This is a genomic window from Thiobacillus sp., from assembly GCF_013693775.1.
Lineage (GTDB): Bacteria > Pseudomonadota > Gammaproteobacteria > Burkholderiales > Thiobacillaceae > Thiobacillus.
The window spans coordinates 1,095,195-1,108,173 of record NZ_CP059257.1 but is presented as its reverse complement, the minus strand read 5'-3'; the positions used below and the strand labels follow the sequence as shown (position 1 = coordinate 1,108,173).

The window sequence follows — 12,979 nt, the reverse complement described above, 5'->3', positions numbered from 1 at the left end:
TGCAACTTATTTTCCACGACGTTTCTCGATCAGATGCTGCAGGCCTGCCGCAAAGCTGGTGTTGAGGGAAGGGGCGGACGTGGGTTGGATTTCGCCGCGGGGCAGGGTCATCAGGGCATTGACGCTGCCCGGTGCCACACCGACCACGAGCCACGATTCGCCGACTTCGACCACCACGACCCGTTCACGCGCACCGACGGAGGCGCTGCTGATGACGTGCAGTACGTTGGATGCCCCGCCGCGGGTGACGCCGAAACGCTTGGCGACCCAGGCCGTGGCAGCGATCAGGAGCAATACGGCGACGAGACCGATGAATACCTGGAGCAGGCTGCCGGCGGCCGAGACCGCAGGAGCCGGCGCGACGGCATCGGCGGCATGCACCAGGATCGGCAGGCTCGACACGACGCTTGCGGCAAAACGCTTCATTTGTTGAGTTTCCGGATCCGCTCGGCCGGCGTGATGATGTCGGTGAGACGCACGCCGAACTTGTCGTTGACCACCACCACTTCGCCCTGCGCGATCAGGCAGCCGTTGACGAGCACGTCCATCGGTTCGCCGGCCAGTCCGTCGAGTTCGACCACCGACCCCTGGGCCAGCTGGAGCAGGTTCTTGATCGCGATCTTGGTCCGCCCCAGTTCCACGGTCAGAAGGACCGGGATGTCCAGGATGAAATCGATATCCTTGGCCAGTCCGCCCGCGGCGGTGTTGCCCGACAGTTCCGGAAAGATTTCAGGACTCGACTGGACGGCTGCAGGCGTGGCCTGTTCGGCCATGGCGGCCGCCCAGTCGTCTTCCGCGATGGTTTGGGTGATGTCTTCAGACATGTTGATCTCCTGTTTGCGGGTCGTTCGTGCTGGTCGACAGCAGTTTCTCGACCCGCAGGGTGTATTGACCGTTGAACTTTCCGTATGCGCATTCCATGACCGGGACGCCGTCCACCTTGGCTTCGATCGTTTCGGGGATGTTGAGCGGGATGACGTCGCCGACTTTCATGTCGACGATGTCGCGCAGGCTGACAGCGGCCGTGCCCAGGTCGGCGACGATCTCGACTTCCGCCATCTGGATCTGCTGCCGCATGAGGCGGATCCAGCGTTTGTCGACTTCCAGGTTTTCGGCCTGCAGGCTGCTGGTGAGCAGGTCCTTGATCGGTTCGATCATCGAATACGGCATGCAGATATGCATTTCGCCGCTGATCTGCCCGAGCTCGATGGCGAAGGTGACCGCTACCACCACTTCGTTCGGTGTGGCGATGTTGGCGAACTGGGTGTTCATTTCCGAGCGGATGAATTCGAACTCGATTGGGTAGACCGGCTCCCAGGATTTCGAATAGGCCTCGAAGACGATGTTCAGGATGCGCTGGATGATGCGGTGTTCGGTCTGGGTGAAGTCGCGTCCTTCGACGCGAGTGTGGAAACGCCCGTCGCCGCCGAACAGGTTGTCGACCATGAGGAAGACCAGGTCGGGGTTGAAGATCATCAGGGCCGCGCGCAGCGGCTTGAATTGCACCAGATTCAGGTTGGTGGGCACGACCAGGTTGCGGATGAATTCGCTGTACTTGGATACCCGCACCGGTCCGACCGAGATCTCCACGCCGCGCCGCAGGAAATTGTAGAGGCCGATCCGCAACTGGCGTGCAAACCGTTCGTTGATGATCTCGAGCGTCGGCATCCGGCCGCGCACGATGCGTTCCTGCGTGGCGAGGTTGTAGGGACGCGCGCCCGAATGATCGTCCGATTCGGCCGGCGCCTCGTCGACTTCGCCGGTCACGCCTTTCAGCAGCGCGTCGACTTCGTCCTGCGAAAGAAAGTTGTCGGCCATGGATGAGGTCTTCTTACTGGATCACGAACGTGGTGAACAGGACATCGTCCACCTGTTGCGGTTTACCGTTGGGGTCGAACGGCAGCTTGATCTGCGCCAGGATTTCCTGCGCCAGCTTCTTCTTGTCGTCCGGCGTGACCAGCTCGTCGGCCTGCTTGCTTGAGAGCAGCGTCAGCAGACGGCTGCGGACGCGCGGCATATGCAGCTTGATGTCATCGACCTGGGCCGGATCGGCCACCTGCAGCGTGATGTCTGTCTGCAGATACTGTTCGCCTCCCTGGAGATTGACGGTGAAGGTGTCGAGCGGCAGATACACCGGNGGTTTGGCCGGCTCGACAGCCTTTTCCTTGGTGTCATGCGCACCATGCATGAAAACCACGCGCCAGCGCCGCCGCCACCCAGCAGGACCACGAGGGCGCCTGCGATGATGAACAGCTTTTCTTCGATTTNNCCTGACCGGAACGGCTTCCTCGGCTTCGGACGATTCGACAGGTACGGCAGGTGCGGCCATTGTTGCTTTCCTCTACATGTGCAATGGGGGTAGATGTTTGTCATTATGAAAAGGAACATGCGTCTTCGATTCGGTAAAAGAGGGGAAAAAGGGGCGCATATCGTGTGATGTCGCGCCTGCCCGGTCAGGCGAAGGTGTCGACCAGACCGCGTCCGGATTGACGGATCGGCGCCTGAACGGCCTGGAGGCCGGCCGATGCGGCGTGGTCGGCGCCGGAGAACGGAAGCGCGATGCGTTGCGGCTGACGATCGGGCGTGCTGTTTTGCTGTGGCGTATCCGCGCTGACCGTCGCCTGCCCAAGCTGGATGCCGGCGTCGTTCATCATTTCGCGTAGCCGCGGGAAGGCTGCTTCCAGGGCGTGGCGGACTTCGGGTTGGGCAGAGAAGAAGCTGGCCGTGGCCTGGTCGTTGGTGACATGCACCACAATCTGCAGCGGTCCGAGGTTGGGCGGGTTGAGCGTGAGCGAAGCGGTTTGCTGGGCGCCCGATGCCATCCATACCAGTTTATCGCCCAGCGCCTGGCTCCAGGCCGTCGTTCCGACGGAGGGCGCCAAGCGGGAGGACGACGCGTCGGTTGGTGCGAGCTGGGTGTCAATCGATGCGTGTGGAGTCGTCCGCAGTGCAGGATTGCTGACGATATCCGGCAGCAGGTCGCCCGTCTTCACGGCGTCGGTGTGCCGGGCTGCTGCCAGCTGTCCCTGGAACGCGGCGGCTGCATCGGTCGGAGTGGCTGTCCGTGCGGCCCCGGCTGTAGCATGTGTGTCTTCCTGGCCGACAAGACGCGGGTCGAGTTTCTGCGTGCCGCGTTCGCTGCCGGCCTGGCGGGCATCGTGTTGCGCGGCTTGTTGCACAGTCTGCGTGAGCGGAATGGCGCGGCCTTTGCGGGCATCCTGGGCGGATATGCCCGGTGCGCCCAGGGCAGGGACGGCCGCCGCACCGTGGCCGGATGCCGTTTCCGGAACGGCGCCTTCCGCGGCGGCGGCCTTTGTCCCGACGGGGACCACCGTCGGCTTGAATACGTCCGGGCTGATCGGCAGACCAAGCAGGGTTTCCGGTGCGACCGTGGACGCCTCTGCAGCGTCCGTCTCACCTTTCTTGTCATGGTCACGCTCGGTTTTCTCGCCTGCCTTGGTTGTCTGCGCGGAATCGGTCTTGCCTTCGGCCGCTCCGGCAGGGCGGGAAGCGGCCGGATCCGGCTTCGCGTCGGCATGGCTGCTTTCCTGGGGCGCGTCGCTTTTGCGGGTCTGGGCGATCTCGCTGGACAGCACCTGGCTGAACGGAACGTCCGGCGTACCGGCGTCTGCCGATTTTCCNGCCTGCGGCGCGGGCTGAACGGCATTGCCGGACGTGGGATTCATGGGGGTCGCATTCATGGTGTCGGTCCTGCCTCAGGAAGGAGTTCTTTTGTGTTGCGAGCGCCGGGCGGCATGCTCGTCGTTCTGCTTCTGGTCGCGCCACAGTTCGCGGCGGGACTGTTCCTTGTTCGCGCGCTCGGCCAGCGTGACGAAGGACATTTTCTTCTGCTCGCAGGCCTGCCAGGCGGCACGCGCCTGGGCAATCCGCAGTTGGGTGTCGTTGACGACCTTCTGCTGCCCCGAGATGGCGTGATCGAGCTTCTGCATGAACATCTGGAAGTTGTTGAAATGCGTCGTGCTGATCCCGTTGGTCAGGTTGCTCTGACAACGCTCCGCATAGTCGTTGCGGTACTGCAGCAGCAGGTCGAGCTTCTGCACCGCTTCATCGCCGATCCGCAAGGCGAGGCCCAGCTGCTTGGCAGCTTCGTCGGTTTCCTTGTGTGCCAGATCGATCAGGGTGTTGAGAGCGGAGGGAGACGCCATTCAGTGTGCTCGATTCGTCGGAAGGTTATTGGAACAGGGCTGCGAGATCGGCCAGGCTTTCCTGCACGCCGGCGCGTTCGTGGATGGCCTGCTGCAGAAAGGCCTCCATGCCGGTTTGCAGCTGGATGGCCTCGTCCAGCAGCGGGTCGGTGCCGGCCGCGTAGGCGCCGACGTTGATCAGGTCGCGGCTGCGCTCGTAGCGCGAATACAGCTTCTTCAGACGGCGCGCGAGTTGCTGCTGCTCCAGCGTCGTGATGCTGTGCATGGCGCGGCTGATCGACTGTTCGATGTTGATGGCCGGGTAGTGACCGCTCTCGGCCAGCGAGCGATCCAGCACGATGTGGCCGTCGAGAATGGCGCGTGCGGCATCGGCGATCGGGTCCTGCTGGTCGTCGCCCTCGGTGAGCACGGTATAGAAGGCCGTGATCGAGCCGCCGCCCGGCTTGCCGTTGCCGGCACGCTCGACCAGCGCCGGCAATTTGGCGAATACCGATGGCGGATAACCCTTGGTCGCAGGCGGCTCGCCGATGGCCAGGGCGATCTCGCGCTGCGCCATGGCATAGCGGGTGAGAGAATCCATGATCAGCAGTACGTTCTTGCCCTGGTCGCGGAAATGCTCGGCGATCGAAGTGGCGTACGCTGCGCCCTGCAACCGCATCAGCGGCGGCGTGTCGGCCGGTGCGGCCACGACCACGGCGCGCGCCAGGCCTTCCTCGCCGAGAATCTGCTCGATGAATTCCTTGACCTCGCGGCCGCGTTCGCCGATCAGGCCGACCACGATCACGTCTGCGCTGGTGTAGCGCGCCATCATGCCGAGCAGGACGCTCTTGCCGACGCCGGAGCCGGCGAACAGGCCCATACGCTGGCCGCGGCCGACGGTCAGCATGCTGTTGATCGCGCGTACGCCGACATCGAGGATGTCGGTGATCGGCGCGCGCGCCAGCGGATTGGCGGCGCGGTTGTTGAGCGGCGCGGTGGCCGAGGCGTGGACCGGGCCGAGACCGTCGAGCGGACGGCCGCCGCTGTCGAGCACGCGTCCCAGCAATCCCTCGCCGACCGGCAGATGGCGGGTACGGTCGCTGGGCCGCCGGCGCGGATGATTGACCTGGCCGGCACGGGGCAGGGTGGGAATGACCTCCACCGGGAACACGCGTGCGCCGGGCACGATGCCCTCGACGTCGCTTTGCGGCATGAGGAACACATGATCTCCCGCGAATCCCACCACCTCGGCCTCGAGTTGCGAGCCATTGGGCAGCGGCACGGTGCAGGCGCTGCCGACCGGCAGTTTCAGCCCGACGGCTTCCATCACCAGTCCGGCCACCCGGGTGACGCGGCCGGATATCTGCATGGGTTCGGCGATCGCCAGCAGTTCCCCGCAGTCCTGCAAGTAGGCCTTCCAGCGGGTGCTGGGGNNAGACGTGTCCCTATCCATCAGGCGGCCAGCCAGTCCGAATTCTTGCTGAGCGCTGCGGTCAGACGCTGCCAGCGGGTGGGCAGCGAGGCATCGATCTGGTTGCTGGCCGTTTCCACGCGGCAGCCGCCGGGTTCGAGTTGCCCGTCGTCGGCAAGTTGCCAGCCCATTTTTCGAGTTCGTCGCCGATCCGCTCCTTGACCAGCAAGGCGTCGGCCGGATTCAGGAACAGCAGGGCCGGCTGGTGCAGAACCGGCAGGTAGCGCACCGCTTCCTTGACGATGGGAATGACCAGCTCGGGGCGGATTGCCAGCGCCGATTTCAACAATGCACGGGCCAGATCGATCGACAGGTCGAGGATTTGCTGGGAGATGATTTCATCGGCCTGGGCGACCTCGACCGAGAAGGTGTTGGCCAGATCGTGCAAACGGGCCGCTTCGCGGGCGGCCTCCTCGCGCCCGGCGGCGAGCCCTTCGGCATGGCCGGCCTGATAGCCTTCCTGCCGCGCCTGTTCCTGGATGGCGGTGATCTGTTCGATCGTCGGCAGGACGACGGCGGTGTGGCCGGCATGCTTTGCCGGATGCAGGTGGGCATCGAAGCTGGTCATCTCCCAGGGCTGGCAGGCGGCCTGGTCCACGCTGGACATGACGTTGGCAGTTTGTCTGGTTGTATTCGTCATGCGCGCCGGACCTCTACGGGATGCAGGGCAAGGCGCGGGGCGCGCCGTTGTGCTACCCACAACAAGCGGCCCGCAACGCCGCAATGCGCCCGTAGCGGCCCGGCCCTTCGGGTTGTCGCCAGAAAGCGCGTCTGCTGCGTTACGGCGCTAGGCAAGGGGATGGCCCTTGCCGTCGCACCGCGCCTTGCATCCATCGCTTTCTGGCGACAACGCACACGACGAATACAGCCAGACAAGCTGCTAAACATACTGTTCCTCTCCCTTGGCGCCCAGCGAGATCTGGCCTTCGTCGGCCAGGCGGCGGACGATCATCAGGATTTCCTTCTGCTGCGCCTCGACCTCGGACAGGCGCACCGGACCCTTGGACTCCAGGTCTTCCCGCATCATTTCAGCGGCACGTTGCGACATGTTCTTGAAGATTTTCTCGCGCATTTCCTCCGACGCACCCTTGAGCGCGATGATGAGCGAGTCGGACTGAACTTCGCGCAACAGCAACTGCACGCCGCGATCCTCGATGTCCATGATGTTCTCGAACACGAACATCTCGTCCATGATCTTCTGCGCCATGTCGGGGTCGTAGCTCTTCAGGTATTCCATGGCGGACTGCTCGTTGTCGCCGCTCATGAAGTTGAGGATGTCGGCCGCTGCGCGCGTGCCGCCCATCGGCTGTTTCTTCAGGACGTCGCTGCCGGACAGCAGCTTGGTCAGGACGTCGTTGAGCTCGCGCAGGGCTGCGGGCTGCACGCCGGAAAGCGTGGCGATGCGCAGCAGCACGTCGTTGCGCAGGCGCTCGGTGAAGCAGCCCAGCACTTCGCAGGCCTGGTCGCGCTCCAGATGAACGAGGATGGTCGCGATGGTCTGTGGGTGTTCGCTGTGGATGAGATCGGCCACCGATTCGGCGTCCATCCATTTCAGGCTTTCGATGCCGCTGGCATCGCCGCCGCCGCCGAGGATGCGGTTGAGCAGCGAGTTCGCCTTGTCGTCGCCCAGCGCCTTCTTCAGTACGCTGCGGATATAGTCATCCGAGTCCAGGCCCAGCGAGGAATTCTGGTCCGCCACGTTGTTGAAGTCGTGCAACACGGTCTCGACCTCTTCCTGCGGAATGGCCTTCATGCTGGTCATCGCCTCGCCCAGCTTCTGCACTTCGCGCGGGCCGAGATATTTCATGACTTCCGACGCCCCTTCCTCGCCCAGCGCGAGCATCAGGATTGCGCCCTTTGTAATGCCGTTGTCACTCATGGCTGCCTACCCAGGTTTTGACGATGTTGGCGACGACGCGCGGGTCTTCGCTGGCCAGTTTCTGCGCGCGCGCGAGGTTTTCCTGATAATTGCGCTGGCCGGGCAGCGCCATCATGTCGCCACCGCCGTGGTGCAGATGGGCATCGTGTCCGGGTGCAGGCAGGGCGGGGGCCTCGGCGATCTTCTTCAGCATCGGCTTGAGCATGCGCAGATACAGCAGCAGCAGCGCCACGGCCATCAGCAGGTATTTGCCCGTCTGCAGGGCCAGGTCGATGGTCTGGGGCTGCTTCCATAGCGGTACTTCGGGGATGATTTCCGGCGGCTGGCTTGCGAAGGAGCTGTTCACCACGTTGAGGGTGTCGCCGCGTTCCTGGTTGTAGCCCATGGCTTCCTTGACCAGGTTGGTGATCTGGGTGATTTCGGCCGGGCTTAGCGGCTTCATGACGACCTTGCCGTCCTTGTCGACGGTTTTCCGGTAGTTGACGACCACGGCAACCGACAGACGCTTCAGCCCGCCGCCCGCCTTCTGCACGTACTGGATGGTCTTGTCGACTTCATAGTTGACGGTGGAATCCTTGTGCGTGTTGGTGGTCGGGGTGGCCGGCACGGCTGCGGCAGGCGTTTTCTGCCCGGGCACCGTGATCGGGGCGGTGGCCGGGGCCGGCGGCTGGTTGGTCAGCGCGCCGGGCACGCCGGCGGGGCTGGCGCTGCCGTTCTGCGATTCACTGATCTGCTGGCTGCGGATGGCCATGGCATCGGGCGCCTGGTTCGGCTTGTAGGACTCGACCGCCTGTTCGCTACGCGAGAAATCCATGTCGGCCGTCGCTTCGGCCCGCACGTTTTCCGCGCCGACAATAGGNGAAATGATGGATTCGATCCGCTTGGCGACGTTCTGCTGGTAGTCCTGTACGTACTTGATCTGGCTCGGGTCCATGCCGTTGGCGCTGGCTGCCTTGCTGGTGTCGGACAGCAGGTTGCCGTTCTGGTCGACGATGGTCACGTTCTTCGGCGAGAGTTCGGGAACGCTGCTGGCGACCAGGTGCACGATGGCGCTGACCTGCTGGGCGTCCAGCACGCGGCCGGGGTGCAGGTTGAGCAGCACCGAGGCGGTGGGCTGTTTCTGTTCGGAGACGAAGACCGAGTCCTTGGGCATGGCCAGGTGCACGCGCGCGGCCTGCACCGCCGAGAGGGATTCGATCGAACGGGCCAGTTCGCCTTCCATGGCGCGCTGGAAATTGACCTGCTCGAGGAACTGCGAGGCGCCCAGCTTCTGGTTCTCCATCAGTTCGAAGCCGACATTGCCGCCCTTGGGCAAGCCTTGCGCAGCCAGTTTCAGGCGTGCATCGTGGACGCGGTCGGCCGGCACCAGCAGGGCGCCGCCGCCTTCGGCGTACTTGTAGGGGATGTTCATTTTCTCGAGCTCGGCGACGATCGCGCCGCCGTCACGGTCGCTGAAGTTCGCGAACAGAACGCGATAGGAGGGCTGCTGGCCCCATAGCCAGACGGCCGCCATGATCGCGATGACCGCGGCCGCGCCCAGCATCAGCATGATTTTTCGTCCGCCGGCCGTCCGTGTGAAATCCATGACATTGGCCGGAACCACCATTTCACCTGCACCCGCCATCATTCTGCCCCTATCGTTCTGGCGTCATGGTGCGCCTTGTTTTCGATTGCCGTGTTCATGCCGTGTGATCCCATGAGGATGTCGCTATGTGAACGAATTATCGGCAGTGCAACGGTTTTCAATCGGGGAATAGAAGCCGGTTTCAGGCGCTTATCGCGCTTATGGCTTGTGACCGGGCTGGTAAGGTGAGCACGTGGAAAACCGCCTGAAAAGACAAGGAGGGCACAATGAGCGTAGGCATGATCGATACCAGCAGGATCGAGGCAATGGTGGCGCAGTTGAAGGCTGCTGCGGCCCGCGCCACGCCCGCGGGGGCCAACCCGATAGGCGAGGGCGCCCTTCAAGCCAAGCCGGCTACCGGCGCGGTCGATTTTCAGTCGGCCCTGAAATCCTCGCTCGACCAGGTCAACGAGGTCCAGTTGCAATCGAAGAAGCTGGCCGACCGTTTCGAGATGGGAGATCCCAGCGTCAGCCTCTCCGACGCGATGATTTCATTGCAGAAATCCAGCATTGCCTTCCAGCAGACCGTGCAGGTCCGCAACAAGCTGGTGTCCGCCTATCAGGAAATCATGAACATGGGCATCTAAAACAGAGCGCCCCCGCGATGCGAGGGCTTCAAGTTGCAAGATTCAAGGTACAAGGTTCACGCGGCGCCCAGGTTTCAGCCCTGGGCCTAAGATTTCTTGCAACTTGCAACTTGCAACTTGCATCTTGTAACTTGCTTTTCAATGCACGGTGCTCAGTGCCTGGCGTAAGGCATTCGCCAGGTCCTCGGCGACGAATTTCGCGACATAGGCATCTGCGCCAACCTTCCTGACGTGCGCCTCGTTGGTCGACCCGGTCAGTGACGAGTGGATCACCACGGGAATGGCGCTGAAGCGCGGGTCCTGCTTGATGTTGCGGGTCAGCGTGAAGCCATCCATCTCGGGCATCTCCAGATCGGTCAGCACCAGGGCAACCCGGTCGTGGACGGTTTTGCCTTCTTCCTGCGCCTTGGCGGAGAAGGCCTGCAACTGGTCCCAGGCCTCCTTCCCGGTCTTGCACATGATGTAGGGCAGGCCCATGGCCTCAAGCCCCTGCTCGATCATGGTGCGTGCGATCAGCGAGTCGTCGGCTGCCAGGATGACGGTGCCAGGTTTGAGATCGACATGCGGGCCGATATTGTCGGGATCGATTTCCTGCTCGGTCGACGGCATGACCTGACGCAGGATCGTTTCCACGTCCAGCACCTGGGCCAACCGGTCGCTGTTCTCGCCGTCCAGGCGGGCGATGCTGGTGACCATGCCGCTCGCGCCATTGCCTTCGGCAGACAGCACCTGGCGCCAGTCGAGCCGCACGATGTCTTCAACCGATTCGACGGCAAAGGCTTGCGTGCTGCGGGCGTATTCGGTGATCAGCAGGATGTTCAGCCCCGTTTTCGGGGTGCAGCCCGCCACGGCCGGCAGGTCGATGACCGGCAGGATCTGGCCACGCAGATCGACCACGCCCATCATGTGGGGCGGTGATCCGGCGACGGCCGTGATGGTCGGCATGGGGATGATTTCGCGGATCTTGAACACGTTGATGCCGAACAGCTCGTTGCGGTCGAGACCGGGATCCTCGCCCAGGCGAAACAACAGCAGTTCCAGTTTGTTGGAACTGGTCAGATTGGTCCGTTCGTCAATTTCCTGCTGGATCGTTTGCATGGTGGGATCTCCTTGAAGCATTCATGTAGGGGTGGGCGTGCGTTCTAAAGGCTGTTTCGCCGTGCACGCTCGATATCCATGACAAAGCGCTGCAGCTTGGCCGCCATGTCGTTGGGTAGATCAATGAACTTGCAGCCCAGGCGCGTCTGGAACGCACCGTTCTGCAAGCGTATCTGGGCCGAATTGCGGACCTCGAGGGTAGTCACGATCGCTTCCGTCTCGGGCAGCAGCAGCTTGCAATCAGGCATGATGCGGCCGGCTGCATTGCCGAGGCGTCCGCTGGTGTCGGCCAGCGCCACGCCGCCGCAGCCGATATCCACGATGTGCGCGGAGATCGGTTCGTTATCCTCCGTCGAGAGGGCAGGCACGATGCACCTGACCGGATTGGCGATGGGCATCGGCACCCTGAAATGCTCGCGTCGCTGCAGGCGGATGATCGCGCGCGGCAGGGCGATGCGCAGCGCCGGCAGCTTCTCGTATTCGCACAAGGTCACCGGGCCGGTCGCAAAGGTGATCGATACCCCGTCGAGCTGGGTGACGAACTCCGCACCCTTGCCGGACAGCAATTCGTGGTTGAGCGCGTCGCCACGAGCACTGTCGAGGATCAGGGTGTTGCTGGATTCGTTCACCTTGAGCACCGAGGTGACGATGATCTGCCGGCTGCCCGGCAGATCGAGATTGACCAGCAGCTTGCGTTTCTGGATCGCACGCAGCAGGAAGAGTATCTCTGTGCGCGAATGCAGGGTAAAGCGTGCCAGCTGGCCTTCGTGTTCGGAGGAATGGGGGTCGTGTTGCTCGGGTGAAGAAGCCATTCTGATCAAGTGTTGTTATGTGGCAATGCCTGTTTATCGGATTCTTCCATGTGGTAAAGCCAGGCCAGCAATTCGGCCACTGCAATATAGAGCTGCGGCGGAATGTGGCTGTCGAGGTCGATCTGCATCAGCAGCGCCAGCAACTCGCGCGATTCGTGGACGTAAACGCCCGACGCGCGTGCCCTCTCGATAATAGTATCGGCAAGAATGCCCCGACCCTTAGCGACCACGCGCGGCGCCGCATCGCCGGTCCGGTAGGCGAGCGCCGCCGCGGCCCGCTGTTTGTCAGGCGCCGTCATCGTGTTGCACCGTCAGGCTGTGGAGCGCGCAGCCGGCGTCGGCCAGCCGTTTCGCCAGCTGTCCCCGGTTTCGCTGCAGCAGGGTCTCGGATTCGGGCTGTTCCGGCACCATCCGGATGCTGAATGCCTGGTGTGCATCGAGCTTGATGTGTACAGTCAGGTTGCCGAGTTGCGGCAGGCTCAATTTGAGATGCGATTCCCAGCCTGCCCCGGCGTCGTTGGCGGCATCGGCGTGCGCCTGCCCCTGCTCGGTATCGGTTTCCTGGCGCAGATGCCATTCCAGTGGCTGGCCCGGCCAGACTTCNCCGCGCCAGACGAATTGCGGGGACTCCAGCACCTGCAATTGCTGCGACAGCAGGGCGTGCATGGGATTGAGCGGCTTGTCGCCGACCGCTTCGGCGGTATTGGGCAGGGCGAGCGTACCCGCGGGGTTGGCAGCAGCGCGCGCGGTTTCCGTCGCGACGAGTCGATTCTGCGGCTCCTGCATCAGGCCGTCCAGACTGTCCTGGCCGACCGTCCAGTTGGCGAGGTGGGATTCATAAAACAGGCCGCTGCGGACCAGTGCGGTACGCAGCGCAAGCGCCATCACGGTCGGGTTTACGTTCGGCTGGTCGAGCAGAGGGCCGTTCCGGGTGACCGTAGGCAAGGTATTGTGTCCCGGCAGGTGCTGCATCAAGTCACTCAGCATGCGTGCCGTCTGGCTCAACTGCGGGGCGTCGCTGGCGGCAGCTTGCGGGGTGGCGAGCAGAAATACGGGTTGCGGCATGTGGCCGGCGAAGCGCAGGCGTAGCGTATCGCCCGGCGCCGTTTCNGGNGGCAGCCGCATTGCAACGGTTTGTCCGTCGATCTCGACCAGCGCCAGGCCCTTGCTCAGGCTCTTGACCAGGCCGGTCAGCGTCTGGCCCAGAGCCAGGTGTTCGAATGTGGGACGCGGGGTGGTCTGGTCGCGTTCGGTGGCGTTCAGGACCGCCTGTACAGGCACCAGTCCGGACACGGGCCGCGGCGTGGTGTCCCGCGAGAGCGGGGCATCCATCATGCGAGCCATGAACTGAACCGGGAACATG

Annotated in this window: 14 protein-coding genes and 1 pseudogene; 1 reads left to right on the top strand and 14 read right to left on the bottom strand. The window is 63.4% G+C overall.

Features of this window, described 5'->3' with window-relative positions:
• Positions 1-6: 6 nt before the first annotated feature.
• The 10 genes and pseudogenes from fliO to fliF all read right to left on the bottom strand — a co-directional run bounded on the left by fliO (position 7) and on the right by fliF (position 9,119).
• Positions 7-426, bottom strand: coding sequence for a flagellar biosynthetic protein FliO (gene fliO, locus HZY77_RS05525; protein WP_296819577.1), 420 nt, complete (start codon positions 424-426; stop codon positions 7-9).
• Entirely contained in the window at positions 423-824 is a 402-nt protein-coding gene (gene fliN, locus HZY77_RS05520; RefSeq protein ID WP_296658525.1) for a flagellar motor switch protein FliN, read from the bottom strand. The genes fliO and fliN overlap by 4 nt, the downstream gene beginning before the upstream one ends.
• Positions 817-1,818, bottom strand: a complete 1,002-nt coding sequence (fliM, locus tag HZY77_RS05515) for a flagellar motor switch protein FliM (RefSeq protein ID WP_296819574.1) — start codon at positions 1,816-1,818, stop codon at positions 817-819. Before fliM ends, fliN begins: the two co-directional genes overlap by 8 nt.
• 13 nt (positions 1,819-1,831) lie before the next feature.
• Positions 1,832-2,188 (bottom strand): flagellar basal body-associated protein FliL, encoded by a 357-nt coding sequence (gene fliL / locus HZY77_RS05510; RefSeq protein WP_296819572.1) that lies wholly within the window; start codon positions 2,186-2,188, stop codon positions 1,832-1,834.
• A gap of 265 nt (positions 2,189-2,453) precedes the next feature.
• Positions 2,454-3,701 (bottom strand): flagellar hook-length control protein FliK, encoded by a 1,248-nt coding sequence (locus HZY77_RS05505; protein WP_296819570.1) that lies wholly within the window; start codon positions 3,699-3,701, stop codon positions 2,454-2,456.
• 15 nt (positions 3,702-3,716) lie between these two features.
• Complete coding sequence (gene fliJ / locus HZY77_RS05500) at positions 3,717-4,166, bottom strand: flagellar export protein FliJ (protein WP_296819567.1); 450 nt, start codon at positions 4,164-4,166, stop codon at positions 3,717-3,719.
• Between the two features lie 25 nt (positions 4,167-4,191).
• Entirely contained in the window at positions 4,192-5,598 is a 1,407-nt protein-coding gene (gene fliI / locus HZY77_RS05495) for a flagellar protein export ATPase FliI (RefSeq protein WP_296819565.1), read from the bottom strand.
• Positions 5,598-6,184: pseudogene (locus tag HZY77_RS05490) on the bottom strand (FliH/SctL family protein). The gene fliI and the pseudogene HZY77_RS05490 overlap by 1 nt, the downstream one beginning before the upstream one ends.
• Positions 6,185-6,496: 312 nt before the next feature.
• Complete coding sequence (gene fliG / locus HZY77_RS05485; RefSeq protein WP_026240991.1) at positions 6,497-7,495, bottom strand: flagellar motor switch protein FliG; 999 nt, start codon at positions 7,493-7,495, stop codon at positions 6,497-6,499.
• Positions 7,488-9,119 carry a flagellar basal-body MS-ring/collar protein FliF gene (fliF, locus tag HZY77_RS05480; RefSeq protein ID WP_296819563.1) on the bottom strand — a complete coding sequence of 544 codons (1,632 nt, stop codon included), beginning with the start codon at positions 9,117-9,119 and terminating at the stop codon, positions 7,488-7,490. Before fliF ends, fliG begins: the two co-directional genes overlap by 8 nt.
• Before the next feature lie 227 nt (positions 9,120-9,346).
• Here fliF and fliE point away from each other — a divergent pair, with 227 nt between their 5' ends.
• On the top strand, positions 9,347-9,706 hold the full coding sequence (gene fliE / locus HZY77_RS05475; RefSeq protein WP_296819560.1) for a flagellar hook-basal body complex protein FliE: 360 nt from the start codon (positions 9,347-9,349) through the stop codon (positions 9,704-9,706).
• Between the two features lie 138 nt (positions 9,707-9,844).
• Here fliE and HZY77_RS05470 read toward each other — a convergent pair whose 3' ends face one another.
• From HZY77_RS05470 to HZY77_RS05455, 4 genes are read right to left on the bottom strand one after another with little or no spacing between them, the layout of a single operon-like run.
• On the bottom strand, positions 9,845-10,804 hold the full coding sequence (locus HZY77_RS05470; RefSeq protein WP_296819558.1) for a chemotaxis protein: 960 nt from the start codon (positions 10,802-10,804) through the stop codon (positions 9,845-9,847).
• A 44-nt stretch (positions 10,805-10,848) separates the two neighbouring features.
• Positions 10,849-11,616, bottom strand: a complete 768-nt coding sequence (locus HZY77_RS05465) for a flagellar brake protein (protein ID WP_296632356.1) — start codon at positions 11,614-11,616, stop codon at positions 10,849-10,851.
• Positions 11,617-11,621: 5 nt separating this feature from the next.
• The gene (locus HZY77_RS05460) at positions 11,622-11,915 is read right to left on the bottom strand and encodes an EscU/YscU/HrcU family type III secretion system export apparatus switch protein (RefSeq protein WP_296632354.1); all 294 of its coding nucleotides are present in this window, start codon (positions 11,913-11,915) and stop codon (positions 11,622-11,624) included.
• Positions 11,902-12,978 carry a flagellar hook-length control protein FliK gene (locus tag HZY77_RS05455; protein WP_296819556.1) on the bottom strand — a complete coding sequence of 359 codons (1,077 nt, stop codon included), beginning with the start codon at positions 12,976-12,978 and terminating at the stop codon, positions 11,902-11,904. Before HZY77_RS05455 ends, HZY77_RS05460 begins: the two co-directional genes overlap by 14 nt.
• Position 12,979: the final 1 nt, after the last annotated feature.

Excerpts from the sequence above, each read along its gene's own strand:
- fliE (WP_296819560.1), top strand. The coding sequence starts at position 9,347 with ATGAGCGTAGGCATGATCGATACCAGCAGGATCGAGGCAATGGTGGCG.
- fliJ (WP_296819567.1), bottom strand. The coding sequence starts at position 4,166 with ATGGCGTCTCCCTCCGCTCTCAACACCCTGATCGATCTGGCACACAAG.
- HZY77_RS05470 (WP_296819558.1), bottom strand. The coding sequence starts at position 10,804 with ATGCAAACGATCCAGCAGGAAATTGACGAACGGACCAATCTGACCAGT.
- fliN (WP_296658525.1), bottom strand. The coding sequence starts at position 824 with ATGTCTGAAGACATCACCCAAACCATCGCGGAAGACGACTGGGCGGCC.
- fliG (WP_026240991.1), bottom strand. The coding sequence starts at position 7,495 with ATGAGTGACAACGGCATTACAAAGGGCGCAATCCTGATGCTCGCGCTG.
- fliM (WP_296819574.1), bottom strand. The coding sequence starts at position 1,818 with ATGGCCGACAACTTTCTTTCGCAGGACGAAGTCGACGCGCTGCTGAAA.
- HZY77_RS05465 (WP_296632356.1), bottom strand. The coding sequence starts at position 11,616 with ATGGCTTCTTCACCCGAGCAACACGACCCCCATTCCTCCGAACACGAA.
- HZY77_RS05460 (WP_296632354.1), bottom strand. The coding sequence starts at position 11,915 with ATGACGGCGCCTGACAAACAGCGGGCCGCGGCGGCGCTCGCCTACCGG.
- fliO (WP_296819577.1), bottom strand. The coding sequence starts at position 426 with ATGAAGCGTTTTGCCGCAAGCGTCGTGTCGAGCCTGCCGATCCTGGTG.